The sequence below is a fragment of the Pseudomonas sp. PvP089 genome, assembly GCF_017875165.1.
Taxonomy (GTDB): Bacteria; Pseudomonadota; Gammaproteobacteria; order Pseudomonadales; family Pseudomonadaceae; genus Aquipseudomonas; species Aquipseudomonas fortuita.
On sequence record NZ_JAGGME010000001.1, the window covers coordinates 554,743 to 580,119 of the forward strand.

Sequence of the window (25,377 nt, forward strand, 5' to 3'; positions counted from 1 at the left end):
GGGGTAGGTATGCGCATACGCGCACTGGTTGCCATCGTTGGGCTGCTGCTGACAACGGTGACCGTTGACGCTCTGGCCGTCACTCAAGTCAAGAGCGTGCGCCTGTGGCGCGCGCCAGACAACACGCGGCTGGTCTTCGACCTGTCTGGCCCCGTGCAGCACAGCGTCTTCACCTTGAGCGCGCCTGATCGTCTGGTTATCGACATCAATGGCGCCACGCTGGCCGCGCCATTGAACGTGGCCACCTCCAACACGCCGATCAGTAGCGTGCGTTCAGCCCAGCGCACCCCCACCGATCTACGGGTGGTGGTAGACCTGAAAAAGTCGGTCACCCCGAAAAGCTTTACGCTGGCGCCGAATGCCCAATACGGCAATCGCCTGGTGGTCGACCTGTACGATCAGGAAGCCGACGCCATTGCGGCCAGCGCGCCACCTCCGGCGCCCGTGCCGGTGCAGACGCCGGCGACCACGCCAGCGGTGCCGGTATCCCCGGCCCAGCCCGCCATCAAGTTGCCGCCGGTGCCTAGCGGCAAGCGTGAAATCGTGGTTGCCATCGACGCCGGCCACGGTGGCGAAGACCCGGGTGCGTCCGGTTCGCGTGGCCAGCATGAAAAAGACATCGTGCTGCAGATTGCCAAAGAGCTCCAGCGCCAGATCAACAGCGAAAGAGGCTTTCGTGCCGAGCTGACCCGTACGGGCGATTACTTCATTCCGCTGCGCAAACGCACGGAAATCGCCCGCAAGAAGGGGGCCGACCTGTTCATCTCGATTCACGCCGACGCCGCGCCGTCGCGTGCTGCATTTGGTGCCTCGGTGTTCGCCCTGTCTGACCGCGGCGCCACCTCCGAGACCGCGCGCTGGCTTGCCGACACGGAAAACCGTTCTGACCTGATCGGCGGTGCTGGCAACGTCAGCCTCGATGACAAGGACCGGATGCTGGCCGGCGTGCTGCTGGACCTGTCGATGACTGCCACGCTCAGCTCCAGCCTCAATGTGGGGCAGAAGGTGCTGGGCAACATGGGCCGTGTCACCTCGCTGCACAAGCAGCGTGTGGAACAGGCCGGCTTCATGGTGCTGAAGTCGCCAGATATTCCGTCGATCCTCGTTGAAACCGGGTTCATCTCGAACAACAACGAAGCCGCCAAGCTGGCCACCGCCAGCCATCAGCAGGCCTTGGCCCGTTCGATCCATACCGGTGTGCGCCAGTACTTCCAGCAGAACCCGCCGCCGGGTACCTATATTGCCTGGCTGCGTGATACCGGCAAGCTTGCCGCCGGCCCACGTGAGCACACAGTGCGCCCTGGCGAGACCCTGGCGATGCTCGCCGTGCGTTACCAGGTCAGCGTGGCCAGCCTGCGCAACACCAACAGCCTCAAGACGGATGAGCTGAAGGTCGGCCAGCGCCTCGACATCCCTGCTACCACATTGGCCGCGCAATGAGTGGCGGTTCGCGCATCCAGCTGCTCAGCCCGCGGCTGGCCAACCAGATCGCCGCCGGTGAGGTAGTCGAGCGGCCGGCCTCGGTTGCCAAGGAGCTGTTGGAAAACAGCCTGGACTCCGGTGCCCGACGTATCGACGTGGACGTGGAGCAGGGCGGCGTCAAGTTGCTCAAGGTGCGGGACGATGGCAGTGGTATTTCTGCTGACGACCTGCCGCTGGCCCTGGCCCGTCACGCCACCAGCAAGATTCGCGAGCTGGAAGACCTTGAAGGGGTATTGAGCCTGGGTTTCCGTGGCGAGGCCCTGGCGTCGATCAGTTCGGTGGCGCGCCTGACCCTGACTTCGCGTACCGCCAATGCCAGCGAGGCCTGGCAGGTCGAAACCGAAGGCCGTGACATGACCCCGCGCGTGCAGCCGGCGGCGCACCCGGTGGGTACCTCGGTAGAAGTTCGCGATCTGTTCTTCAATACCCCGGCGCGGCGCAAATTCCTGAAGGCCGAGAAAACCGAGTTCGATCACCTGCAGGAAGTGATCCGCCGGCTGGCACTGGCGCGTTTCGACGTCGGCTTTCATCTGCGCCACAACGGCAAGAGCATCCTCAGCCTGCACGAGGCCCATGACGAAACGGCCCGGGCGCGGCGGGTAGGCGCCATTTGCGGCCCCGGTTTCATGGAGCAGGCGCTGCCGATCGACGTCGAGCGCAACGGCCTGCGCCTGTGGGGCTGGGTTGGCCTGCCGACCTTCTCGCGCAGCCAGGCAGACCTGCAGTACTTCTTCGTCAATGGCCGTGCGGTGCGCGACAAGCTTGTTGCCCACGCTGTGCGCCAGGCCTACCGTGACGTGCTGTTCAATGGTCGGCACCCCACATTCGTGCTGTTCCTGGAGCTGGAACCCAACGGCGTCGACGTCAATGTGCACCCGACCAAGCACGAAGTGCGCTTCCGCGAGGGGCGCTCGGTGCACGACTTCCTGTATGGCACCCTGCACCGCGCATTGGCCGATGTGCGTCCGGAAGACCAGTTGGCCGCGCCTGCCGCCGTACCTGAGCTGATCCGCCCCACCGGTCAGCAGGCCGGTGAGTTCGGCCCACAGGGCGAAATGCGCCTGGCTTCGCCAGTGCTTGAACGGCCTCAGGCGCCGCAGCATGCGATCTCCAACGGCGGCAGTGGCGCCGGTTACCAGTATCAATACACCCCACGCCCTTCGCAGCCGCTGCCGGCCGCCGAGGCACAGGCGGTGTATCGCGAGTTCTACAAACCGCTGGAAGGCGGTGCGGCACCGGTCACGACGTTGCCCGAAAGCCAGGGTGATATTCCCCCGCTGGGCTACGCACTGGCGCAGCTCAAGGGCATCTATATCCTGGCCGAGAACGCGGTTGGCCTGGTGCTGGTGGACATGCACGCTGCTCACGAGCGCATCATGTACGAGCGCCTCAAGGTGGCCATGGCCAGCGAAGGCCTTAGCGGCCAGCCGCTGCTGGTGCCCGAAACCCTGGCCCTGAGCCAGCGTGAAGCTGATTGCGCCGAAGAGCATGCGCAGTGGTTCCAGCGCCTGGGCTTCGAACTGCAGCGCCTGGGCCCCGAGACGTTGGCGATACGCCAGATTCCGGCCTTGCTCAAGCAGGCCGAGGCCAACCGCCTGGTTCAGGATGTGCTCGCCGACCTGATGGAGTACGGCACCAGCGACCGTATTCAGGCGCACCTCAATGAATTGCTTGGCACCATGGCCTGCCACGGCGCCGTGCGCGCCAATCGGCGCCTGGCCATTCCTGAAATGAATGCCCTGCTGCGCGACATGGAAAATACCGAGCGCAGTGGCCAGTGCAATCATGGCCGTCCCACCTGGACCCAGATGGGCCTGGACGATCTGGACAAACTCTTCCTGCGCGGTCGATGAAATGAGCGGCAAGCCCCCTGCAATATTCCTGATGGGCCCGACGGCGGCGGGCAAGACCGACCTGGCTATCGAACTGACCAAAGTGCTGCCGTGCGAGCTGATCAGCGTCGACTCGGCGCTGGTCTATCGCGGCATGGACATCGGTTCGGCCAAGCCGTCCAAAGAAATCCTGGCTGCCCACCCGCACCGGCTGATCGACATCCGCGACCCGGCCGAGAGCTATTCGGCCGCGCAATTTCGCGCCGATGCCCTGGAGGCCATGGCCGACATCACCGCGCGTGGCAAGATCCCGCTGCTGGTAGGCGGCACCATGCTCTATTACAAGGCGTTGATCGACGGCCTGGCCGACATGCCGGCAGCTGACGCTGCGGTGCGGGCCGACCTGGAAGCCCAAGCCGAGGCGCTGGGGCTGGCCGAACTGCACCGCCAATTGGCCGAGGTCGACCCGGAATCGGCGGCGCGCATCCACCCCAACGACCCGCAGCGGCTAATCCGCGCGCTGGAAGTGTATCGGGTGAGCGGTGAGAGCATGACAGCCCATCGCCAGCGTCAATTCGCGGAAAGTCGCGCCGCAGACGCAGGCGCTGGCGGACATTTGCCCTATACTGTCGCGAGTTTGGCGATTGCTCCTACAGATCGTCACATTTTGCATCAGCGAATTGCGTTACGATTTTCGCAGATGTTGGAACAGGGCTTCGTTGACGAGGTCCGATCGCTGCGAGCCAGAAGTGACTTGCACGCCGGGCTGCCGTCTATACGGGCTGTGGGGTATCGGCAGGTCTGGGATTACCTGGACGGCACGCTGACTGAGAATGAGATGCGAGAACGCGGTATCATTGCTACCCGGCAGCTGGCCAAGCGGCAGTTCACCTGGTTGCGTGGCTGGCCTGATGTGCACTGGCTTGACAGCATGGCCTGCGACAATCTGTCCCGCACCTTGAAATACCTTGGGGCCATCTCCATATTGAGCTGAGTCCCTGCTGATTGCCGTCTATTCTTGCGAAGGGGCGGCCTAATTTATCGATTTTCTTGATTTTCTATTATTTATCCTTACAGGAGTGCGGCATATGTCAAAAGGGCATTCGCTACAAGACCCTTACTTGAACACCTTGAGAAAAGAAAAGGTTCCGGTATCCATCTACCTGGTCAACGGCATCAAATTGCAGGGCTCGATCGAATCGTTCGACCAGTTCGTGGTACTGCTGAAGAACACCGTCAGCCAAATGGTCTACAAACACGCCATTTCGACTGTAGTGCCTGCCCGTCCGGTTCGCCTGCCAAGCCCGTCCGATTCCGACCTCGGCGACAGCGAGCCAGGCAACGCCTGATAGGAGCCTGCATTGTTCTTTGAGCGCCACGGTGGTGGTGAGCGGGCGTTGCTCGTTCACTTGGAAGGTCAGAACCCTGAGGCGCGCGAAGATCCGCAGGAGTTTCGGGAGCTGGCATTGTCGGCCGGGGCGGACATCGTCTCGCTGGTGACAGTGACAAGGCATCAGCCCACGGCCAAATACCTGATTGGCAGCGGCAAGGTCGAGGAATTGCACGACCTGGTCCATGCCGAACAGGTAGACCTGGTGATTTTCAATCACACCCTTACGCCCAGTCAGGAGCGCAACCTTGAACGTGTGTTCGAGTGCCGTGTGCTCGATCGTACCGGGCTGATCCTCGATATTTTCGCCCAACGGGCGCGTACCCATGAAGGCAAGCTGCAGGTCGAACTGGCCCAGCTTGATCACATGAGCACGCGGCTGGTGCGTGGCTGGACCCACCTTGAGCGACAAAAAGGTGGTATCGGCCTGCGTGGCCCGGGTGAAACCCAGCTGGAAACCGACCGCCGCCTGTTGCGGGTGCGCATTCGCCAGATCAAGTCACGCCTGGAGAAGGTACGCAGCCAGCGTGAGCAGGCGCGTCGCGGGCGCAAGCGCGCGGATATCCCTTCAGTATCGCTGGTGGGTTACACCAACGCCGGCAAGTCCACGCTGTTCAACGCCCTGACCGAATCCGAGGTGTACGCCGCGGACCAGCTGTTCGCCACCCTCGACCCGACCCTGCGCCGGCTCGAGCTCGACGACCTGGGGCCGATCGTGCTTGCCGACACCGTGGGCTTCATTCGCCACCTGCCGCACAAGCTGGTCGAGGCTTTTCGGGCTACGCTCGAAGAGTCGAGCAACTCCGACCTGCTGCTGCACGTGATCGACGCCCATGAGCCAGAGCGCATGGAGCAGATCGAGCAGGTGCTGGCCGTGTTGGGTGAGATTGGCGCTGAAGGCTTGCCGATCCTTGAGGTGTATAACAAACTCGACCTGCTCGAAGATGTCGAGCCACAGATCCAGCGCAATGCCGACGGCAAGCCGGAACGGGTCTGGGTATCGGCACGTGATGGGCGTGGTCTGGAGCTGGTTGGTCAGGCGATTGCCGAGTTGCTGGGGGATGATCTGTTTGTCGGTACCCTGTGCCTGGAGCAGCGTTTTGCCCGCTTGCGCGCGCAATTCTTTGCTCTGGGTGCCGTGCAGAGTGAAGAGCATGATGAAGAAGGGCGCAGCCTGCTGAGCGTGCGACTGCCCAGGGTCGAATTGAATCGCCTGGTCAGCCGCGAAGGCATGGAGCCGCAAGTGTTTGTCGAGCAACACACTTTGCAATAAATGCTCGTCGAGGTCGCCGGGCAGCAGTGACAGGCATTCTGTAGCATTGGACGGCGCGCCGTGGGCGCGTCTTTGCTTTATCAGATGGAGAGCGCTATGGCTTGGAACGAGCCGGGTGGCAACTCGAACAATCAGGATCCCTGGGGCGGCCGCCGTGGTGGCGGTGGCGGTGGTGGTGACAAGAAAGGTCCGCCGGATCTGGACGAGGCCTTCCGCAAACTGCAGGACAGCCTGAATGGCATGTTCGGCGGTAACAAGAAACGTGGCGGCGGTGACCGCAATGTCGGCAAGGGCGGTGGCCTTGGCCTGCTGGGCATAGGCCTGGCGGTGCTGGCTGCCATCTGGCTGTACAGTGCCGTGTACGTGGTCGACGAGCAGGAGCAGGCCGTGGTGCTGCGCTTCGGCAAGTACCACGAGACGGTCGGTCCCGGCCTGAACATCTACTTCCCGCCGATTGATCGCAAGTACATGGAAAACGTCACGCGTGAGCGTGCCTATACCAAGCAGGGCCAGATGCTGACCGAAGACGAGAACATCGTCGAGGTACCGCTGACCGTCCAGTACAAGATCAGCAACCTGCAGGACTTCGTGCTTAACGTCGACCAGCCTGAGGTGAGCCTGCAGCACGCGACCGACAGTGCCCTGCGCCACGTGGTGGGTTCCACCTCGATGGACCAGGTGCTCACCGAAGGCCGTGAACAGATGGCCGTGGATATCCGCGAACGTCTGCAGCGCTTCCTCGACAACTACCGTACCGGTATCACCGTTACCCAGGTCAACGTACAGAGCGCGGCAGCCCCGCGTGAAGTGCAGGAAGCCTTCGACGACGTGATCCGTGCCCGCGAAGACGAGCAGCGTGCCCGCAACCAGGCCGAGTCCTACGCCAATGGCGTGGTGCCGGAAGCCCGTGGTCAGGCCCAGCGCATCATCGAGGACGCCAACGGTTACCGCGACGAAGTCATCGCCCGGGCCAAGGGTGAGGCCGACCGCTTCACCAAGCTGGTTACCGAGTACCACAAGGCACCTGACGTGACCCGTCAGCGTCTGTACCTGGAGACCATGCAAGAGGTCTACAGCAATTCGAGCAAGGTCATGGTGGCGACCAAGGACGGGCAGAACAACCTGCTTTACCTGCCACTGGACAAGATGGTCGAAGGCAGCCGCAACCCGTCCACGCCAACCACCAGCGTGTCGCCATCGGCCAACGATGCGGCCGCCCGTGCGGCGCAGGACCTGCAACAGCAACAGCAGCCGCTGCGTACTAGGGAGAGCCGCTGATGAGCAATAGATCGCTGATCGCCCTGATCGCCGCCGTCGTTCTGGCCATTGTGGCCTGGAACAGCTTCTACATCGTGTCCCAAACAGAACGTGCGGTACTGCTGCGCTTCGGTAAGGTGGTCCAGGCAGATGTTCAGCCCGGCCTGCACGTGAAGATTCCGTACGTGAACCAGGTGCGCAAGTTCGACGCCCGCCTCATGACCCTCGACGCCCCGACCCAGCGGTTCCTGACCCTGGAGAAAAAAGCGGTGATGGTCGACGCCTACGCCAAGTGGCGCGTCAAGGATGCCGAGCGCTTCTACACCGCCACGTCCGGCATGAAGCAGATCGCCGACGAGCGTCTGTCGCGTCGTCTGGAAAGCGGCCTGCGCGACCAGTTCGGTAAACGTACCCTGCACGAGGTGGTTTCCGGTGAGCGTGACGCACTGATGGCCGACATCACTGCATCGCTGAACCGCATGGCCAACAAAGAGCTGGGCATCGAGGTGGTCGACGTGCGCGTCAAGGCCATCGACCTGCCGAAGGAAGTCAACCGCAGCGTGTTCGACCGCATGAGCACCGAGCGTGAGCGTGAAGCTCGCGAGCACCGTGCCAAGGGTAACGAGCTGGCTGAAGGTATTCGTGCCGATGCCGACCGCCAGCGCCGTGTGCTGCTGGCCGAGGCCTACCGCGAAGCAGAAGAAACCCGTGGTGACGGCGACGCCCAAGCGGCTGCCATCTATGCCAAGGCCTACAGCCAGGACGCTGATTTCTATGCGTTCCACCGTAGCCTGCAGGCATACCGCGAGAGCTTCTCGAGCAAGAGCGACGTGCTGGTCCTGGACCCGAAGAACGAGTTCTTCCGTTACCTGGACAAGAGCAAGCCGTGATGCTCAGGCCCTGATTTTCATGCAGCGGTGCCCCGCCTGGCAGCTAAAACACCAGGCGGGGTGCATCCTGAATGAAAAGGGGTGTATGATGAGGCAGCCGGGAAATTTCCCGGCTTTTTTGCGTCTGAAAGGTTGATTGGCACAGCGCCAGTTGACGGTTTGGTCAGCTCGCAAGGCAATTCGAGGGTATCGGGTACGGTGGCTGCGCTGGGATCAGTGCTGCCCGCTGCTGTGCGCGATACCGGCTTTACTGACGGCTCGCCAGCTGGCAAGCCGCCCGGACCAGAGGGGAAAAGGCGTAATGGCAACGGTAGACCGCTGGCTGCTGCCAGATGGCATCGAGGAAGTACTGCCACCTGAAGCCGCGCGCATCGAGATCGCGCGCCGCCAGGTGTTGGACCTGTTCCAGAGTTGGGGCTACGAGCTGGTCGTCACCCCGCATATCGAGTACCTGGAGTCGCTGCTCACCGGCGCCGGCCAGGACCTGGATCAGCGCACCTTCAAGGTAGTGGACCCGCAGTCCGGTCGCCTGATGGGCTTCCGCGCCGACTTCACCCCGCAGGTGGCGCGCATCGACGCGCACACCCTGCGCCGTGAAGGCCCGAGCCGCCTGTGCTACGCCGGCAGCGTGCTGCACGCCCAGCCGCGTGCACTGTCCACCTCGCGCAGCCCGATCCAGCTAGGCGCCGAGCTGTATGGCGATGCCAGCCCGACCAGCGACGTGGAAGTCATCAGCCTGATGCTGGCCACGCTGCAACTGGCCGATGTGCCGGACGTACACATGGACCTGGGCCACGTCGGTATCTACCGCGGCCTGGCCCGTGCTGCCGGCTTGTCCGGTGCGGTCGAGCAGCAGCTGTTCGACGCCCTGCAGCGCAAGGCCGTCGATGAAGTGCAGGCATTGACCGCCGACCTGCCGAAGGACCTGGGCAACATGCTGCGTGCATTGGTCGAGCTGTGCGGTGGCCGTGAAGTGCTGGCCGAAGCCCGCGTGCGCCTGGGCCGTGCCCCGGCCAGCGTGCTGGCGGCGCTGGACGACCTGCTGGCGATCGCCGATCGCCTGACGTCGCGCTATCCGGACCTGCCGTTGTACTTCGACCTTGGCGAGCTGCGCGGCTACAACTATCACACCGGCGTGGTGTTTGCCGTGTTCGTGCCGGGCGAGGGTCAATCGATCGCCCAGGGCGGGCGCTACGACGACATCGGCGCCGACTTTGGCCGGGCCCGCCCGGCCACCGGTTTTTCCACGGATTTGAAGACCCTGGTCACACTGGGGCGAGCGGAGGTCGTATTGCCAACTGGCGGCATCTGGATGCCGGACAGTGGCGACGCGGCCCTCTGGCAGCAAGTCTGCCAGTTGCGCAACGAGGGCCAGCGTGTGGTCCAGGCCCTGCCTGGCCAGCCGTTGAGTGCTGCTCTCGAGGCGGATTGTGATCGGCAATTGATTCAGCAAGACGGGCGCTGGCAGGTTCTGCCGCTGGCCCAGTGAGTTTCTGCGTCGGCAACAGGCCGGCAACCAAGTTTGCGTGAATGAGGACCAATGTAATGGGTAAGAATGTCGTCGTCCTGGGCACCCAGTGGGGTGATGAGGGCAAAGGCAAGATCGTCGATCTGCTGACCGAACATGCTGCCGCCGTAGTGCGCTACCAGGGGGGCCACAACGCGGGTCACACCTTGGTGATCAACGGTGAAAAGACCGTTCTGCACCTGATTCCGTCCGGCATCCTGCGTGAAGGCGTACAGTGCCTGATCGGCAACGGCGTGGTCGTTGCCCCGGACGCCCTGATGCGCGAAATCACCAAGCTGGAAGAAAAAGGCGTACCGGTGCGCGAGCGCCTGCGCATCTCCCCGGCTGCGCCGCTGATCCTGTCGTACCACGTGGCCCTGGACCAGGCCCGCGAAAAAGCCCGTGGCGAAGCCAAGATCGGCACCACCGGCCGTGGTATCGGCCCAGCCTACGAAGACAAGGTCGCGCGCCGCGGCCTGCGCGTGGGTGACCTGTTCCACCGCGAGCGTTTCGCTGCCAAGCTGGGTGAGTTGCTGGACTACCACAACTTCCAGCTGGTGAACTACTACAAAGAGCCGGCCATCGATTTCCAGCAAACCCTGGACGAGTGCATGGCCTACGCTGAACAGCTCAAGCCGATGATGCTCGACGTCACCGCCGAGCTGCACAACCTGCGTCGCGCCGGCAAGGACATCATGTTCGAAGGTGCCCAAGGCTCGCTGCTGGACATCGACCACGGTACCTACCCGTACGTCACCAGCTCCAACACCACCGCTGGCGGTATTTCCACCGGTTCCGGCGTTGGCCCGATGTACCTGGACTACATCCTGGGTATCACCAAGGCGTACACCACTCGCGTAGGCTCCGGTCCGTTCCCGACCGAACTGTTCGACGAGACCGGCGCTACCCTGGCCAAGCGTGGCCACGAGTTCGGTTCCACCACCGGCCGCGCTCGCCGTTGCGGTTGGTTCGACGCTGTGATCCTGCGTCGCGCCATCGACGTCAACAGCATCTCGGGCATCTGCCTGACCAAGCTGGACGTGCTGGACGGCCTGGAAACCATCAACATCTGCGTTGGCTACAAGAACGAGAACGGTGCTGTCATCGACGCGCCTTCCGATGCCGACAGCTACATCGGCCTGGAGCCGGTGTACGAAGAGATGCCAGGCTGGAGTGAGTCGACCCTGGGTGCAAAAACCCTGGAAGAGCTGCCGCAAGCTGCGCGTGACTACATCAAGCGCATCGAAGAGCTGGTTGGCGCGCCGATCGACATCATTTCGACCGGCCCGGACCGCAACGAGACCATCGTGCTGCGTCACCCGTTCGCCTGATCTGCCCTCCAGGCTGATCTGACGCCGTGGCCCTGAAAGGGGCCGCGGCGTTTTCATTTGTGGGGTATGCCTGCACTGGCCCTATCGCCGGCAAGCCAGCTCCCACAGCATCTCCACAGATCTCGGGATAGGCCGGTACAGGCAACCCTCTTCCTGAAACTTGGCGTTTATCCCTGCTGCCTTCGGCACAACCCTTGCTGTAAGAAGTTTCTGTAGATGCCATCAAAATAGTGGCGCCAGTAAACACGAGGGTTACACCGTGTCTGCCATCCTCTCACTGTTACGAAGCCGCCTTTTGCGGCCTGTGTTTGTTGCCCTTGGTATCGCTCTTTTGGTGCAGGTGCTGGTTGCCGTTGCGCTCACCCGAAGCACGGTCACCGCCCTGGAAGCCGACCTTGGCGAACGCCTGGGCAACGACAGCCGCCAGCTGGCCAACGACCTGGAGCAAGCCGGGCAAGACGTGCGCTCGGGCCTGGACAGCCTGTCCAGCAGCACCCGCCAGCGCCTGAGCGCCGGGTTGTCGGAGCGCCTGCAAAGCGAACAGCAGCAACTGCGCAGCACCCTGGAAAAGAACCTGAAGGACTCTGCCAACGACATGGCCGAGCTGCTGGCTTCGGTGGCCCCGCGGGCGATCTGGGACAACGACGTGCCAGTGCTCTCTGACTTTGCCCGGCGTGCCCAGCGTAACCCCAACGTGCTGTTCGTGGTGTACGACGATGCCCAAGGCCAGCACCTGACCCGCTACCTGAACCGGCAAAACCCGATCAACCAGGCGTTGATGGACAAGGGCCAGGGCGAGCGTGCGCTGGACAAGGTGATCGATGCCGCCCGGCGCGACCCGGCGGTGTACTTTGTCGAAGCCTCGATCAACCCTAATGGGGCGGAAATCGGCAAGGTGGTGATGGGTGTTTCTACGGCCGCTATCGACCAGGAGCTCAAGGCCCTGGATCAGCGTTTCACGGCGCTGATTGCCAGCGGTGAGCAACTGGTTGCAGACAGCCTGGTGGGCGCTGCCGCCGACAGCGGCAAGACCCTGCGCGAGCGCCTGGAAAAGGCGCAAGGCAGTGCTGCAGCAATGCAGGCCAATACCGCGCAGACCGTGCGTGATGCCGCCGCCGAGCTGCGCTGGCGCATTGGCCTGGGTCTGGTGCTCGTTGGTCTCGGCGTGCTGCTGGTGGTGGCCGTGGTGCTTGGCCGCCGAGTGCTGAGCAAGCTGCGCCTGTTGATTGCTGCCCTGGACGACCTGGCGGCGGGCGAAGGCGACCTGACCAAGCGCGTGCCGCTCGACAGCCGCGACGAAATTGGCGACATGGCTTCGGCGGTGAACCGCTTTGTCGACAAGTTGCAACCGATCGTGCGTGAGGCGGGCGAGGTGGCCCAGCGTACCGGTGTCGAGATTGGCGCGATGGCCCAGCGCAACGCCGGCGCGGATGCTGCCGCCGCATTGCAACGCGATGAAGTGGCAGCCAGCCTGCGCGACCTTTCGAGCATGGCCGATGAAGCCCAGGCCGAAAGCCATGCGATGCAGGCGGCCTTGAAACAGGTGGTGGATATCCGCCAGGCCACCGACGAAAACAGCCGCACCTCGACCCAGCTCGCGGGATTGATCGAGAACCTGGCAGGCCAGGTAGAGACCGGCTCCCAGGTGATCGAGCGCCTGGCCAAGCAAAGCGAGCAGATCGAAGTGGTGCTGACGGTGATCCACGGCATTGCCGAGCAGACCAACCTGCTGGCGCTGAACGCGGCCATCGAGGCCGCCCGGGCAGGTGAGACCGGGCGCGGGTTTGCCGTGGTGGCCGATGAGGTGCGGGCGCTGGCGAGCAAGACGCAGAGCTCCACAGGGGATATCCAGTCGCACATCGCGGCGCTGCAGAAGGGCGCCAAGGAAGCCGTGGCGACCATCAGCCAGGCCGGGCTCAAGGCCAGCGAAGGGCTGCTGGTACTGCGTGATAACGAGCGCCGGCAGCAGTCGGTGCAGGCGGCGGTGGAGCAGGTGCATGCGGCCATTGGCCTGGCCACCCGGGCAGCTGAGCAGCAGGCGAGCGGGGCGCAGGCCGTGCGGGGGCGGGTGGAGACTATCCATGCCCAGGCTGAGCGCTCGGCCGAAGTGGTGATCCAGACCACGGCCAGCAGCAAGGTGCTGGATGACCTCGCCGCGCAGCTACGGGCAAGCCTGGGGCAGTTTAGAGCTTGAGATGGAGGCGGTCGTGAGGTTTTCGGCGCCTGTGAGATCGAGCGCCGCCCGCGCGGCGCATCGCGAGCTGTCGCTCGCTCCTACGTTTGTTTCGGGCCAGTTACGCTTGTGACAGGCGCGCGCGACCGCTTTGTTCGTACGACGCGAAATCGAGCCGTGCGCCAAGGCGTTCGCGCGCAAATCCAACAGGAATCATTGGCCCGAAACAAACGTAGGAGCGAGCGACAGCTCGCGATGCGCCGCGCGGGCGGCGCTCGATATACGCAACGGCACAGCAATCGAGGTGGACCATTCAAGCCTTGTTCAGGTACATCCGCGTAGTCAGCAAATACACCGGCAGCCCCGAAACCACGATCAGCAGTGCCGCATAAGGCGCCGCTGCCGCGAACTCGACGTTGGCCGTATGCGCCCACACCTCGGTGGCCAATGTGGTCATGCCCGTGGGGCTGAGCAGCAGCGTGGCCGTCAGCTCCTTCATGGCATCCAGGAATACCAGCGCGAAAGCCGCCGCCATGGCCGGGAAGATGATCGGCAGCGTCACCCGGCAGAACGCAGTAAAGCTGCTCGCGCCCAGTGTGCGTGCAGCTTCCTCCAGCGTTGGCGAAGCCTTGTTCAGCGCGGTGCGCACTGGCGACTGCGCCAGTGGCAAAAACAGCAGCGCATAGGCCAGCAGCAGCAGTGCCGTGGTCTGGTACAGCGCCGGCACGTAGTGCAGGGCGAAGAACACCAGGGTCAGGGCAATCACCAGGCCGGGCAGGGCGTGCAGCAGGTAAGGCAGGCGCTCGGCCCAGATCGCCAGGCGACCCTTGTAGCGCACCACCAGGAAGCTGATCGGCAGGGCCAACAACACGCAGAAGCCAGCACCGCCAAGCGACACCGACAGCGAAGTAAACAGAGCCTTGGAGATAGCCGCCACCGGGAACGCTGCCGACGAACCCACGCTGAGCCAGTAGCCGAGCATGGCCAGTGGAATACCGCTGCCCAGCACCGCCAGGCCCACGCAGAACAGCTGCGCCAGCACCGCCCAGCCGCGCAGCCGCACCGGTTGCGCCCGCCGCGCTACGCCCTGGCCGATGCGTACATGGCGGGCTTTGCCGCGTACGCGCAGTTCCAGCCACAGCATCACCAGGCACATTGCCAGCAGCACGGCAGACAGCATGGCCGCGTTGGCATTGCTGAACTCCAGTTCGAACTGTTGGTAGATGGCGGTGGTGAACGTCTGCAGGCCGAGGATCGACAGCGCGCCGAACTCCACCAGCATGTGCAGGGCAATCAGCAGCGCGCCACCGAGCATCGACGGCCACAGCAGTGGCAGGGTGACCTTGCTGAACACGCCCCAGCGGCTGCAACCCAGGGTGCGCGCCGACTCTTCCAGCGAGGTATCGAGGTTACGCAGGGTTGCGGCCACCGGCAGAAACACCAGCGGGTACTTGGACAGGGCCATGACCATGATCGCCCCGCCGAGGCCTTCGAAGTCCGAACTCAGCGACACCCAGGTGAAGCTGCTGACGAACGACGGCACGGCGAACGGCAGGCACAACACCACGCCCCACAGTCGACGACCTGCCAGGTTGCTGCGCTCCAGCAGCCAGGCCAGCGCCAGGCCGACCACCATGCAGGTCAGCGTCACCCCGACCATCAGCAACAGGGTGTTGCGCATCAGCCCCCAGACAAAGGGGCGCCACAGCAGGTGCAAGGCTTCGCGCCAGCCGGCTTCCCAGGCTTTGATGGCGACATAAGCCAGGGGCAGCAGGCTCATCGCGACCAGGAACAGCACAGGCAGCACGACCCAGATGGAGGGGCGCTTGCGGCGCGGTACAAAGCGCACCGGCGCCGGTGCAGACAGGGCGGCAGTCATCAGAGCAGGCCGACCTCGCGCTCAAGCTCGATGGCTTCCTCGGCGTTACCCAGGTCGGCCGGCGAGATCTTCGGCGGGCGCAGCTCGTCGAACGGCTTCAGGCCGCGGTCAGAAACCATGCCCTTGTGCAGCGGGTACTCGGCGGTGGTCTGGGTGATGACGCGCTGGCCTTCTTCGCTGGCCATCCAGTTGAGCAGGGCCTGGGTCTCTTTCGGGTGCTTGCTGGCCTTCACCACGGCTGCGCCGGAGATGGTGACCAGGTTGCCGGCGTCACCGTCGGCCAGGTAGTAGAGTTTGGTGTCCAGTTTGCCGCGTTCGCGTTCAAGCGCGTACCAGTAGTAGTTGTTTACCAGTACCGCAGCCACTTCGCCTTTTTCCACGGCTTTGAGGGCGACCATGTTGTTGGTGTAGGTCTTGCCGAAGGCTTTCAGGCCGGTCAGCCATTCCTCGGTGGCTTCACGACCGTGCATTTTCAGGATGGCCACAGCCTGTTCCTGGAATGCACCACTGGTAGGCACATAGCCGACGCGGCCTTCCCACTCAGGGTTGGCAAAGTCCATCACTGTGGTAGGCAGGTCTTTTTCGTCGACCTTCTTCGGGTTGTACACCACGATGCGCGTACGGGCCGTGATGCCCATCCACGTACCGTTGGCGCCAACGTATTCCTTGGGCACCATGTTTGCGGTGGCGTCGTCGATCTTCGCCAGCAAGCCCAGCTCGCCCAGGTTGTTCAGCGGCGGCGACTCTTCGGTATAGATGATGTCGGCTGGCGAGCGGTCGCCTTCCTCGATTATCTGGCTGGCCAGCTGGTTGCTGCTGCCTTTGCGGATATTGATGTGAATGCCGGTCTTGGCCTCGTAGGCCTTGGCGATGGCTTCGCCGATTTCCTTATGCTGACCGTTGTACATGGTCAGGGTGACCGGTGCGTCTGCCATGGCGGCCGGAGCGCCGATGACCAGGCTCAGCACGGCGGCGGCCAGAGTACGCATCAGCAGTTGCGGGCGGATCGTCATGCGGGTACTTCCTCGCTTACGGCTACATATTTGGAAACAATGGTAAACGAAATTGTTTCTCAAGTGGCCGGGTGACGAGAAATTCATGGGCAGACCATGGTGCAGGACGGGGAGTGCGCGGGGAGGGTGGGGGCAAAAAACGCAGGCAAGAAAAAACCCACTAGCAAGCTAGTGGGTTTTTGTATGGTGCCCAGGAGAAGACTCGAACTTCCACGACCTTGCGGTCACTGATACCTGAAACCAGCGCGTCTACCAATTCCGCCACCTGGGCAAAGCTTTGCATCATCTGTAGAAGGCGACTATCGTTCGCTTCACACAGTAGTAACAGATCCTTGGTCATCTGTTACTTGAAAATATTTGGTGCCCAGGAGAAGACTCGAACTTCCACGACCTTGCGGTCACTGATACCTGAAACCAGCGCGTCTACCAATTCCGCCACCTGGGCACACATTCGAGATTAAAAGATGCTTTACAGCGCCGTTCATCTCTACTACAACGTTGGGGTTGTCCGTCGTTGTGGTGCGCACTATACGGACGCTCCCCAAGGCTGTAAACCCCCCAATCAAAAAAAATTTCAAAAATTCAACTTGTTGATTCCACAGGCCTATTACTGCTCTGGATGCACAGCAGTGGGGGCTGTCCAAGGCAGACATTTCCGGTTTCAATAGGCCTATGCCAGAATTCATATCTATATACCCCAAGGTGAACCCCTTCTGATGGCCGATTGGCAATCCCTCGATCCCGAGGCCGCTCGCGAAGCGGAAAAATATGACAACCCCATTCCCAGCCGTGAGCTGATCCTGCAACGCCTTGCCGACCGTGGCGAGCCCGCTGCGCGCGAGGAACTGGCGAAAGAGTTTGGTCTGTATGAAGAAGACCAGATCGAAGCCCTCCGTCGCCGTCTGCGTGCCATGGAGCGCGACGGCCAGCTTATCTATACCCGGCGCGGCACTTATGCCCCGGTGGATAAGCTCGACCTGATCTGCGGCCGTATCTCCGGCCACCGCGATGGGTTTGGTTTCCTCATCCCCGATGATGGCAGCGATGACCTGTTCCTCAGCCCGTCGCAAATGCGCCTGGCCTTCGATGGCGACCGCGCACTGGCGCGCGTGTCGGGTACCGACCGCCGTGGGCGCCGTGAAGGCGTGATCGTCGAGGTCATCTCCCGTGCCCACGAAAGCGTGGTCGGCCGTTACTTTGAAGAAGGCGGCATCGGCTACGTAACCCCGGACAACCCGAAGATCCAGCAAGAAGTGCTGGTGACCGCCGGGCGTAACGGTGGTGCCAAGATCGGCCAGTTCGTCGAGATCAAGATCACCCACTGGCCAACGCCGCGCTTTCAGCCGCAAGGCGATGTGGTAGAAGTCATCGGCAACTACATGGCGCCGGGCATGGAAATCGACGTTGCCTTGCGTAGCTACGACATCCCGCATGTCTGGCCCGATGATGTGGTCAAGGAAGCGCGCAAGTTCCGCTCTGAAGTCGAAGAGAAAGACAAAGAGAAGCGTGTCGACCTGCGTCATTTGCCATTCGTCACCATCGACGGTGAGGACGCCCGCGACTTCGATGACGCTGTCTATTGCGAGCCGCTGGGCAAACTGCGCCTGTTCTCCGGTGGCTGGCGCCTGTATGTGGCCATCGCCGACGTGTCCAGCTACGTGCGCCTGGGCTCGGCCCTGGACGTCGAGGCCCAGCAGCGCGGCAACTCGGTGTACTTCCCCGAGCGTGTGGTGCCGATGCTCCCCGAAGAGCTGTCCAACGGCCTGTGCTCGCTGAACCCGCACGTCGACCGCTTGGCCATGGTCTGTGAAATGACCATGAACAAAGCCGGCCAGATGGTCGACTACCAGTTCTACGAAGGTGTCATCCACTCCCACGCCCGCCTGACCTACAACAAGGTCAGCAGCATGCTCGAGCACGCCCGCACCCGTGAGGGCAAGGCGCTGCGCGAGGAGTACAAGGCGGTCGTGCCTGACCTGAAGAACCTGTACAACCTGTACAAGGTGCTGTTGGATGCCCGTCACACCCGGGGTGCGATCGACTTCGAAACCCAGGAAACCCGCATTATCTTCGGCGATGAGCGCAAAATTGCGGAAATTCGCCCGACCGTGCGTAACGAAGCCCACAAGCTGATCGAGGAATGCATGCTGGCGGCCAACGTGGCCACCGCCGAGTTCCTGCAAAAGCACGGCGTGCCTGCACTGTACCGCGTGCACGACGGCCCGCCGCCGGAGCGCCTGGAAAAACTGCGTGCCTTCCTTGGCGAGCTGGGCCTGAGCCTGCACAAGGGCAAGGACCCGTCGCCAAAGGATTACCAGGCCCTGCTGGCGAGCATCGCCGGGCGCCCGGATTTCCACCTGATCCAGACGGTCATGCTGCGCTCGCTGAGCCAGGCGGTGTACAGCACCGAGAACAACGGCCACTTCGGGCTGAATTACGAGGCGTACACCCACTTCACCTCGCCGATCCGCCGTTACCCTGACCTGCTGGTGCACCGCGCCATCCGCAGCATCATCCGTTCCAAGGTCGATACCCCGCACGTCAAGCGTGCCGGCGCCATGAGCATTCCAAAGGCGCGCATCTACCCATACGACGAGAACACCCTCGAGCAGCTTGGCGAGCAGTGCTCGATGACCGAGCGCCGGGCTGATGAAGCCACCCGTGACGTGGTCAACTGGCTCAAGTGCGAGTACATGAAGGATCGCGTGGGCGAAACCTTCCCCGGTGTGATTACTGCGGTGACCGGTTTCGGCCTGTTCGTCGAACTGACCGACATCTATGTGGAAGGCCTGGTGCACGTCAGTGCGCTGCCGGGCGACTACTACCACTTCGATCCGGTCCATCACCGTCTGTCAGGTGAGCGCACCGGGCGCAGCTTCCGCCTGGGCGACTCGATTGAAGTCAAGGTCATGCGTGTTGACCTGGACGAGCGCAAGATCGACTTCGAAGTGGCTGACAAGACGCTGGCTGCGCCAATCGGCCGCAAGCAGCGCGGCGCCGCGTCGGCTGCCGACAAAGCCGACAAGCCCGAGCCAGCACCGGTCGAGGCCAGGGCCACGCCGAAGCCGCGCAGCCGCAAGAGCGAAACCTCCGAGGCGTATTTCCCGAAAGACGCCGTGCAGCGTAACGCCGAAGTGCGCAAAAGCCGTGAAATGAAAAAGGCGCTGATGAGCGATGCCCGCACCGGCAGCTCGTCCAGCAGCAAGTCGGACAAAGGCGGCAAGCCCGCCGGCAAGCCGACCAAGCACCGTAAAGGCCCGCCGAAGTCCGGTGCGCCACGCAAGAGCAAGAGCAAGTCATGAGTCAGCTGGAAAAGATCTACGGCGTGCACGCCGTGCAGGCGTTGCTGCAGCACCATCCGAAGCGGGTCAAGCAGATCTGGCTGTCGGAAGGGCGCAGCGAGCCACGCCTGCAGACCCTGCTGGCGCTGGCTGCAGAAAACCGTGTGCAGGTTGGCCAGGCCGAGCGCCGTGAGATGGATGCCTGGGTCGAAGGCGTTCACCAGGGTGTTGTCGCCGAGGTGAGCCCAAGCCAGGTGTGGGGCGAATTGATGCTCGAGGAGTTGCTTGAGCGCACCGAAACGCCACCGCTGATCCTGGTGCTGGACGGTGTCACCGACCCGCACAACCTTGGCGCGTGCCTGCGCACCGCCGATGCGGCCGGTGCCACGGCGGTGCTCGTGCCCAAGGACAAGTCTGCAACCCTTACGCCTGTTGTGCGCAAGGTGGCCTGCGGCGCGGCAGAGGTGATTCCGCTGGTGGCCGTGACCAACCTCGCGCGCACGCTGGAAAAGCTGCAGCAGCGTGGCTTGTGGGTGGTGGGTACCGCCGGCGAGGCTGAGCAGGAGATCTACCAGCAAGATCTGACCGGGCCTCTGGTGATGATCATGGGCGCAGAAGGCAAAGGCATGCGCCGGCTGACCCGCGAGCATTGCGACTTCCTGGTGAAGTTGCCGATGGGCGGTAGCGTCAGCAGCCTGAACGTTTCGGTGGCCACCGGGGTTTGCCTGTTCGAGGCTGTGCGTCAGCGTCAGGCCAAGCGCTGATCTTCCCCTGTTGCGGGCCATTCGCGGGCGCGCCCGCTCCCACAGGATTTTCACTGGCTTACAAGCAGTGGGGGCCCTGTGGGAGCAACTGTCTTGCTCAACTTCTAAAAGCTGGCGCGATCCCTGTGGGAGCGGGCTTGCCCCGCGAACACGGGCGAAGCCCGTGCCATCCACACGGTGTCTTCTTCGCGGGTAAACCTGCTCCCACCCTGATTTGAGCTGCGCTATGTTTTCATGGCTGCGGTAAGTCATCCCGCCACGGCGTGCCCGATCTGAGCATCGCGTTGAGGCGCACGATGAAGATTCTCATGCAGGCCACAATCGCAACCTTGGCAAGTTTCCCCCGCCCACGCAGCGCTTCATATCGGGCTTTGAGCGTTGGATTATGTTTCACCGCCACCAGGCACGCCATGTACAGCGCACGCCTGACCTCAAATCGGCCTCCTGAAATAAAGCGCTTGCCCACGGACTTTCCGCTGTCGTGATTGAAGGGGGCCACACCGACCAAAGAGGCTATTTCCCTGGACTCCACATGCCCCAGTTCCGGCAAGAGCGCTACCAGCTTGGTCGCGGTTACCATCCCGATGCCTTTGACTTCGTCCAATTTGGCAATCCGTTCATCGTTGAGCACTGTGGCCTGCTGCTTGATCGCTTGCTCCACCAACTTTATCTGCGAGGCAAAGTGCTGGAGATTGGTGTTCAGGAAAATGGCGACCATCGCTGACTGAGCCTGCTTCAGGCGCCGCCGGTCGTCATCTCGCTGTTGGACTAGGCGATCACGCTGCTGAAGGAGTTCCCGTAACAGGGCCCTTTCAGGGCTTGTCTTCAGGGTTGGCTTGTCTGGAATGACCTCAGCGAAATGGGCCAGCACTGCGGCGTCGATGGCATCGGTCTTGGCCTTGATACCCAAGGAATCCGCGAACGATCTGGCTCGTGTGGGGTTTACGCGTATGACCTTGTAGCTGGCGTCTTGGAGAAAGCGCATGACATCACGCTCGTAGCCGCCTGTAGCTTCCAGCAAGACGCGCTTGATGCTGAGCCCTCGAAGGCTCTTCACCAGTTCCTCAAAGCCCGCTGGATCATTGCGCACGCTGATCTTGATGCCCTGGGGCCGCACCAGTGCATCAAGGGAAAGACTGGATACATCGATACCCAAGAAGGAAGCCATCACCAAAACCTCCTAGACTTAACAGTGTGAGAGAGCTTTGGCTTGGCCCACGCTTGTGGTTCGAGATTAGGCCCTCATCCAACTGTTCGGGCTCTCGCCAAAGTGGAACGGTGAATGGCAGCTTGTGCTCCCACACGTGCTCAAGGCACCTTCGGCATTCAGCTTGCCATTCACCGCTCTCACTCCTAATTCTAATCCCCTCTCAAGACACAAGCGGGTTTACCCGCGAAAGGGCCGGTAGCCTGTGAATATGTTTCAGGCTGTTCAAATATTCGCCAATTACCTTGCTTGTGCGCCACGCCTTCTCTACAATTGCGCCCCTTGCCGAGCTGGCAGGCGCACATGTGCCTCCCCTCCGTGCAAGACATACAGTGTCATTCACTCCTTGTCTGACCAGATTCGCTGGCAGACTACTAACCCGTAAGGAGCATTCATGCGTCATTACGAAATCATCTTCCTGGTTCACCCGGACCAGAGCGAGCAAGTCGGCGGCATGGTTGAGCGTTACACCAAGCTGATCGAAGAAGACGGTGGCAAAATCCACCGCCTGGAAGACTGGGGCCGTCGTCAACTGGCCTACGCAATCAACAATGTTCACAAGGCTCACTACGTGATGCTGAACGTTGAGTGCACCGGCAAGGCCCTGGCCGAGCTGGAAGACAACTTCCGCTACAACGATGCCGTTATCCGTAACCTGGTCATCCGTCGCGACGAAGCCGTTACCGGCCAGTCCGAGATGCTGAAGGCTGAAGAAAACCGCAGCGAGCGCCGTGAGCGTCGTGAGCGTCCTGAGCATGCTGACTCCGCCGAAGGCGACGACAGCAATGACAGCGACTCCAGCGATAACGCTGACGAGTAATCCACGGACCTTTAGAGGAGCCTATTAAATGGCACGTTTCTTCCGTCGTCGTAAATTCTGCCGCTTCACTGCTGAAGACGTGAAAGAGATCGACTTCAAAGATCTCAACACCCTGAAAGCTTACGTATCCGAAACCGGCAAGATCGTTCCAAGCCGCATCACCGGTACCAAAGCTCGTTATCAGCGTCAGCTGGCTACCGCTATCAAGCGCGCCCGCTTCCTGGCCCTGCTGCCCTACACCGACAGCCACGGCCGCTGAGACCGGGTCGTCGACAAGCAGTAAGGGATTAGCATGCGAGCGTTAGCAAGTTTCATCATGCGCGGTCGTGTGCAGGCCACCCTCGTGGTGGTCATCAGCGCGGTACTGCCGCTGCTGTTCTGGTTGAGTGCCGCTGCCTGCAGCCTTGTGCTGCTGCGGCGTGGGTTCAAGGATGCTACAACGGTCATCGCCGGCGGCCTGCTGGCGGGTCTGGCCGTGTGGGTCATGGGTGATCCCATCACCTTTCTGGTGATTGCGGGTGCCTTGGCCCTGGCCGCCATGTTGCGTGCCGAGCATCCCTGGAGCCGGGTGTTGCTGGTCAGTGCCGTGTTCGCCGTGGCTTTCAGCCTCGTGCTCGATCTGGCGCTGGCCCAAACCTTCGATGTGCTGGCCAAGGCGTTTGCCGAAGCCATGCCGAAAATCGAGGGGCAGCCGGTACTCTCCGGTGAGCTGATCCGCCCTGTGCTGGTCGCCTCCACAGCAGTGACGGTGCAATTGTTCAGTGTGCTGGCCTTGGTGCTGGCGCGCTACTGGCAGGCAGCGTTGTACAACCCTGGAGGCTTCGGTCGCGAGTTTCGCGCGCTGAAGCTGCCAAAACAGACCATGGCGGTCTTGGTGGCAGTGATGGTGGTGGCTCCGTTTATCGGGCCGCAGTTCATCATCCTGGCATCGGCTTCGAGCCTGGTACTGGTACTGGCCGGCATCGCTTTGATGCATGGGCTGGTGGCACAGGGCCGACTGGCCGGTTTCTGGCTGGTGGGCATGTACGTGACGTTGCCGCTGATCATGCAGCTGATTTATCCGTTGCTGGTGGTTTTGGCCATTGTCGACAGCCTGATTGATTTTCGCGGTCGCAAGTCCCCCAAGGGGAATGACTCCGCGAACGGTGAAGGTTAAAAGTTAAGAGGTTTTACCAAATGGAACTGATCCTGCTGGAAAAAGTCGCTAACCTGGGCAACCTGGGCGACAAAGTAAAAGTTAAGGCTGGTTACGGCCGTAACTTCCTGCTGCCATTCGGCAAGGCCACCGTTGCCAACGCCGCCAACCTGGCTGCGTTCGAAGAGCGTCGCGCCGAGCTGGAAAAAGCAGCTGCTGACCGTAAATCGTCGGCTGAAAGCCGCGCTGCCCAACTGGCCGAGCTGGAAGTGACCATCACTGCCACCGCTGGCGACGAAGGCAAGCTGTTCGGTTCGATCGGCACCCACGACATCGCTGACGCCCTGACCGCCTCCGGCGTTGAAGTGGCCAAGGCTGAAGTTCGTCTGCCGAATGGCACCATCCGTCAGGTTGGCGAATACGACGTAGCCGTGCACCTGCACAGCGACGTTGAAGCCACCGTACGTGTGGTTGTCGTAGCTGCCTAAGCTGCGCTAACTGGCTGGCTCCTTGCGAGTCAGGCGGTTAACATCGGGCACGGTCCTGTTTTATACAGGCCGTGCCCTTTGTCTTTTTCATCCTCCAGAATTCTTTCGTGGCCATGAACGAGATCACAACCTCCGAACAGCTTGACCTGCAAACCGCCGCCCTGAAGGTGCCGCCGCATTCCATCGAGGCCGAACAGGCCGTGCTCGGTGGCCTGATGCTGGACAATGAGGCCTGGGAGCGGGTGCTGGACCAGGTGTCGGACGGCGATTTCTACCGGCATGACCACCGGCTGATCTTCCGCGCCGTGCACAAGTTGGCCGATGCCAACCAGCCATTTGACGTGGTGACCCTGCACGAGCAGTTGGACAAGGAAGGCCTGTCCTCGCAGGTAGGCGGCCTGGCTTACCTGGCCGAGCTGGCCAAGAACACCCCGTCGGTGGCCAACATCAAGGCCTACGCCGCGATCATTCGCGAACGGGCCACACTGCGCCAGCTGATCAGCATCAGTTCCGACATCGCCGACAACGCGTTCAACCCGCAGGGGCGCAACGCTGCAGAGATTCTCGACGATGCCGAGCGGCAGATCTTCCAGATCGCCGAAGCACGGCCAAAGACCGGCGGCCCGGTAGGCGTCAACGAGCTGTTGACCATGGCCATCGACCGCATCGATACGCTGTTCAACTCCGACAGTGATATCACCGGTATTTCTACTGGCTACACCGACCTGGACGAGAAAACCAGCGGCCTGCAGGCAGCCGACTTGATCATTGTCGCCGGTCGTCCGTCGATGGGTAAAACCACCTTCGCCATGAACCTGGTGGAAAACGCCGTTCTGCGCAGCGAAAAGGCGGTGCTGGTGTTCTCCCTCGAGATGCCAGGTGAATCGCTGATCATGCGTATGCTGTCGTCGTTGGGCCGTATCGACCAGACCAAGGTGCGTTCAGGCCAACTGGACGACGACGACTGGCCGCGGCTTACCTCCGCAGTCAACCTGCTCAACGACCGCAAGCTGTTCATCGACGATACTGCCGGCATCAGCCCGTCGGAAATGCGTGCGCGCACGCGTCGTCTGGCGCGTGAGCATGGCGAAATCGGCATGATCATGGTCGACTACCTGCAGCTGATGCAGATTCCGGGCTCTTCCGGTGACAACCGCACCAACGAAATTTCCGAAATCTCCCGCTCGCTCAAGGCCCTGGCCAAGGAGTTCAACTGCCCGGTCATCGCCCTGTCGCAGCTGAACCGCTCCCTGGAACAGCGCCCCAACAAACGCCCGGTGAACTCCGACTTGCGTGAATCGGGTGCAATCGAGCAGGACGCCGACGTGATCATGTTCGTGTACCGGGACGAGGTTTATCACCCCGAGACCGAGCACAAGGGGATTGCGGAAATCATCATCGGTAAACAGCGTAACGGCCCTATCGGTTTCGTACGCCTGGCATTTATCGGCAAGTACACCCGCTTCGAGAACCTTGCGCCGGGCATGTACAACTTCGACGATGACGAATAACGCCAGTAAGTCATAAGTGGTTCAAGACTTTTGGTGCTGCTGCGCCGCCCATCGCCGGCAAGCCAGGCTCCCACAGGTACGGCGTAAATCTCAAGCTTTGCACCGTACCCGTGGGAGTCTGGCTTGCCGGCGATGGGCCGCAAA

At 62.1% G+C, this 25,377-nt stretch carries 20 protein-coding genes and 2 tRNA genes; 17 read left to right on the plus strand and 5 right to left on the minus strand.

Annotation, left to right across the window (positions count from 1 at the left end; all coding sequences use genetic code 11):
- Nucleotides 1-9: 9 nt before the first annotated feature.
- The 10 genes from J3A71_RS02490 (at nucleotide 10) to J3A71_RS02535 (ending at nucleotide 13,156) form a co-directional block, all read left to right on the plus strand.
- Nucleotides 10-1,440, plus strand: coding sequence for an N-acetylmuramoyl-L-alanine amidase (locus J3A71_RS02490; protein WP_016489448.1), 1,431 nt, complete (start codon nucleotides 10-12; stop codon nucleotides 1,438-1,440).
- Nucleotides 1,437-3,335, plus strand: coding sequence for a DNA mismatch repair endonuclease MutL (gene mutL / locus J3A71_RS02495; protein ID WP_060516842.1), 1,899 nt, complete (start codon nucleotides 1,437-1,439; stop codon nucleotides 3,333-3,335). Before J3A71_RS02490 ends, mutL begins: the two co-directional genes overlap by 4 nt.
- Nucleotide 3,336: 1 nt before the next feature.
- Complete coding sequence (gene miaA / locus J3A71_RS02500) at nucleotides 3,337-4,308, plus strand: tRNA (adenosine(37)-N6)-dimethylallyltransferase MiaA (protein ID WP_023048022.1); 972 nt, start codon at nucleotides 3,337-3,339, stop codon at nucleotides 4,306-4,308.
- A gap of 94 nt (nucleotides 4,309-4,402) precedes the next feature.
- Nucleotides 4,403-4,663, plus strand: a complete 261-nt coding sequence (gene hfq / locus J3A71_RS02505) for an RNA chaperone Hfq (protein WP_016489445.1) — start codon at nucleotides 4,403-4,405, stop codon at nucleotides 4,661-4,663.
- Nucleotides 4,664-4,675: 12 nt separating this feature from the next.
- Nucleotides 4,676-5,977, plus strand: coding sequence for a ribosome rescue GTPase HflX (gene hflX, locus J3A71_RS02510; RefSeq protein WP_016489444.1), 1,302 nt, complete (start codon nucleotides 4,676-4,678; stop codon nucleotides 5,975-5,977).
- A gap of 96 nt (nucleotides 5,978-6,073) precedes the next feature.
- A complete protein-coding gene (gene hflK, locus J3A71_RS02515) occupies nucleotides 6,074-7,255 on the plus strand; it encodes an FtsH protease activity modulator HflK (RefSeq protein ID WP_016489443.1) in 1,182 nt (393 codons plus the stop codon).
- The gene (gene hflC, locus J3A71_RS02520) at nucleotides 7,255-8,124 is read left to right on the plus strand and encodes a protease modulator HflC (protein ID WP_012274454.1); all 870 of its coding nucleotides are present in this window, start codon (nucleotides 7,255-7,257) and stop codon (nucleotides 8,122-8,124) included. The genes hflK and hflC overlap by 1 nt, the downstream gene beginning before the upstream one ends.
- A gap of 301 nt (nucleotides 8,125-8,425) precedes the next feature.
- Entirely contained in the window at nucleotides 8,426-9,613 is a 1,188-nt protein-coding gene (locus J3A71_RS02525; RefSeq protein WP_016489442.1) for an ATP phosphoribosyltransferase regulatory subunit, read from the plus strand.
- A gap of 56 nt (nucleotides 9,614-9,669) precedes the next feature.
- Nucleotides 9,670-10,962, plus strand: coding sequence for an adenylosuccinate synthase (locus tag J3A71_RS02530; protein WP_016489441.1), 1,293 nt, complete (start codon nucleotides 9,670-9,672; stop codon nucleotides 10,960-10,962).
- 259 nt (nucleotides 10,963-11,221) lie between these two features.
- Complete coding sequence (locus J3A71_RS02535) at nucleotides 11,222-13,156, plus strand: methyl-accepting chemotaxis protein (protein ID WP_096426847.1); 1,935 nt, start codon at nucleotides 11,222-11,224, stop codon at nucleotides 13,154-13,156.
- 292 nt (nucleotides 13,157-13,448) lie between these two features.
- On the opposite strand, the gene J3A71_RS02540 is transcribed toward J3A71_RS02535, so the two are convergent.
- From J3A71_RS02540 to J3A71_RS02555, 4 genes are all read right to left on the minus strand, one after another.
- Entirely contained in the window at nucleotides 13,449-15,014 is a 1,566-nt protein-coding gene (locus J3A71_RS02540) for an iron ABC transporter permease (RefSeq protein WP_016489439.1), read from the minus strand.
- The gene (locus J3A71_RS02545) at nucleotides 15,014-16,027 is read right to left on the minus strand and encodes an extracellular solute-binding protein (protein ID WP_016489438.1); all 1,014 of its coding nucleotides are present in this window, start codon (nucleotides 16,025-16,027) and stop codon (nucleotides 15,014-15,016) included. The genes J3A71_RS02540 and J3A71_RS02545 overlap by 1 nt, the downstream gene beginning before the upstream one ends.
- 184 nt (nucleotides 16,028-16,211) lie before the next feature.
- Nucleotides 16,212-16,298: transfer RNA gene (locus tag J3A71_RS02550), tRNA-Leu, on the minus strand.
- An 87-nt stretch (nucleotides 16,299-16,385) separates the two neighbouring features.
- Nucleotides 16,386-16,472: transfer RNA gene (locus J3A71_RS02555), tRNA-Leu, on the minus strand.
- A gap of 271 nt (nucleotides 16,473-16,743) precedes the next feature.
- Here J3A71_RS02555 and rnr point away from each other — a divergent pair.
- Both rnr and rlmB read left to right on the plus strand, forming a co-directional pair.
- Entirely contained in the window at nucleotides 16,744-19,329 is a 2,586-nt protein-coding gene (gene rnr, locus J3A71_RS02560; RefSeq protein ID WP_070086515.1) for a ribonuclease R, read from the plus strand.
- Nucleotides 19,326-20,072: a 23S rRNA (guanosine(2251)-2'-O)-methyltransferase RlmB gene (gene rlmB, locus J3A71_RS02565; RefSeq protein ID WP_016489436.1), complete on the plus strand. Its 747-nt coding sequence runs from the start codon at nucleotides 19,326-19,328 to the stop codon at nucleotides 20,070-20,072. The genes rnr and rlmB overlap by 4 nt, the downstream gene beginning before the upstream one ends.
- Nucleotides 20,073-20,304: 232 nt before the next feature.
- On the opposite strand, the gene J3A71_RS02570 is transcribed toward rlmB, so the two are convergent.
- Nucleotides 20,305-21,240, minus strand: a complete 936-nt coding sequence (locus J3A71_RS02570; RefSeq protein ID WP_016489612.1) for an IS110 family transposase — start codon at nucleotides 21,238-21,240, stop codon at nucleotides 20,305-20,307.
- A gap of 433 nt (nucleotides 21,241-21,673) precedes the next feature.
- On the opposite strand from J3A71_RS02570, the gene rpsF reads away from it, so the two are divergent.
- The 5 genes from rpsF to dnaB all read left to right on the plus strand — a co-directional run bounded on the left by rpsF (nucleotide 21,674) and on the right by dnaB (nucleotide 25,233).
- Complete coding sequence (rpsF, locus tag J3A71_RS02575; RefSeq protein ID WP_003249557.1) at nucleotides 21,674-22,099, plus strand: 30S ribosomal protein S6; 426 nt, start codon at nucleotides 21,674-21,676, stop codon at nucleotides 22,097-22,099.
- Between the two features lie 28 nt (nucleotides 22,100-22,127).
- The gene (gene rpsR / locus J3A71_RS02580; RefSeq protein WP_003249563.1) at nucleotides 22,128-22,358 is read left to right on the plus strand and encodes a 30S ribosomal protein S18; all 231 of its coding nucleotides are present in this window, start codon (nucleotides 22,128-22,130) and stop codon (nucleotides 22,356-22,358) included.
- A gap of 33 nt (nucleotides 22,359-22,391) precedes the next feature.
- Entirely contained in the window at nucleotides 22,392-23,255 is an 864-nt protein-coding gene (locus J3A71_RS02585) for a hypothetical protein (RefSeq protein ID WP_016489435.1), read from the plus strand.
- Nucleotides 23,256-23,275: 20 nt separating this feature from the next.
- Nucleotides 23,276-23,722 carry a 50S ribosomal protein L9 gene (gene rplI, locus J3A71_RS02590; protein ID WP_012316464.1) on the plus strand — a complete coding sequence of 149 codons (447 nt, stop codon included), beginning with the start codon at nucleotides 23,276-23,278 and terminating at the stop codon, nucleotides 23,720-23,722.
- 113 nt (nucleotides 23,723-23,835) lie between these two features.
- Nucleotides 23,836-25,233, plus strand: coding sequence for a replicative DNA helicase (gene dnaB, locus J3A71_RS02595; protein ID WP_023046912.1), 1,398 nt, complete (start codon nucleotides 23,836-23,838; stop codon nucleotides 25,231-25,233).
- Nucleotides 25,234-25,377 lie beyond the last annotated feature (144 nt).

What these genes read in the sequence shown, in the direction of transcription:
- hfq (WP_016489445.1), top strand. Translation starts at nt 4,403, where the DNA reads ATGTCAAAAGGGCATTCGCTACAAGACCCTTACTTGAACACCTTGAGA.
- miaA (WP_023048022.1), top strand. Translation starts at nt 3,337, where the DNA reads ATGAGCGGCAAGCCCCCTGCAATATTCCTGATGGGCCCGACGGCGGCG.
- rplI (WP_012316464.1), top strand. Translation starts at nt 23,276, where the DNA reads ATGGAACTGATCCTGCTGGAAAAAGTCGCTAACCTGGGCAACCTGGGC.
- mutL (WP_060516842.1), top strand. Translation starts at nt 1,437, where the DNA reads ATGAGTGGCGGTTCGCGCATCCAGCTGCTCAGCCCGCGGCTGGCCAAC.
- dnaB (WP_023046912.1), top strand. Translation starts at nt 23,836, where the DNA reads ATGAACGAGATCACAACCTCCGAACAGCTTGACCTGCAAACCGCCGCC.
- J3A71_RS02525 (WP_016489442.1), top strand. Translation starts at nt 8,426, where the DNA reads ATGGCAACGGTAGACCGCTGGCTGCTGCCAGATGGCATCGAGGAAGTA.
- rnr (WP_070086515.1), top strand. Translation starts at nt 16,744, where the DNA reads ATGGCCGATTGGCAATCCCTCGATCCCGAGGCCGCTCGCGAAGCGGAA.
- rpsF (WP_003249557.1), top strand. Translation starts at nt 21,674, where the DNA reads ATGCGTCATTACGAAATCATCTTCCTGGTTCACCCGGACCAGAGCGAG.
- J3A71_RS02570 (WP_016489612.1), bottom strand. Translation starts at nt 21,240, where the DNA reads ATGGCTTCCTTCTTGGGTATCGATGTATCCAGTCTTTCCCTTGATGCA.
- rpsR (WP_003249563.1), top strand. Translation starts at nt 22,128, where the DNA reads ATGGCACGTTTCTTCCGTCGTCGTAAATTCTGCCGCTTCACTGCTGAA.
- J3A71_RS02545 (WP_016489438.1), bottom strand. Translation starts at nt 16,027, where the DNA reads ATGACGATCCGCCCGCAACTGCTGATGCGTACTCTGGCCGCCGCCGTG.
- J3A71_RS02530 (WP_016489441.1), top strand. Translation starts at nt 9,670, where the DNA reads ATGGGTAAGAATGTCGTCGTCCTGGGCACCCAGTGGGGTGATGAGGGC.
- rlmB (WP_016489436.1), top strand. Translation starts at nt 19,326, where the DNA reads ATGAGTCAGCTGGAAAAGATCTACGGCGTGCACGCCGTGCAGGCGTTG.
- J3A71_RS02540 (WP_016489439.1), bottom strand. Translation starts at nt 15,014, where the DNA reads ATGACTGCCGCCCTGTCTGCACCGGCGCCGGTGCGCTTTGTACCGCGC.
- hflK (WP_016489443.1), top strand. Translation starts at nt 6,074, where the DNA reads ATGGCTTGGAACGAGCCGGGTGGCAACTCGAACAATCAGGATCCCTGG.
- J3A71_RS02585 (WP_016489435.1), top strand. Translation starts at nt 22,392, where the DNA reads ATGCGAGCGTTAGCAAGTTTCATCATGCGCGGTCGTGTGCAGGCCACC.
- hflC (WP_012274454.1), top strand. Translation starts at nt 7,255, where the DNA reads ATGAGCAATAGATCGCTGATCGCCCTGATCGCCGCCGTCGTTCTGGCC.
- J3A71_RS02490 (WP_016489448.1), top strand. Translation starts at nt 10, where the DNA reads ATGCGCATACGCGCACTGGTTGCCATCGTTGGGCTGCTGCTGACAACG.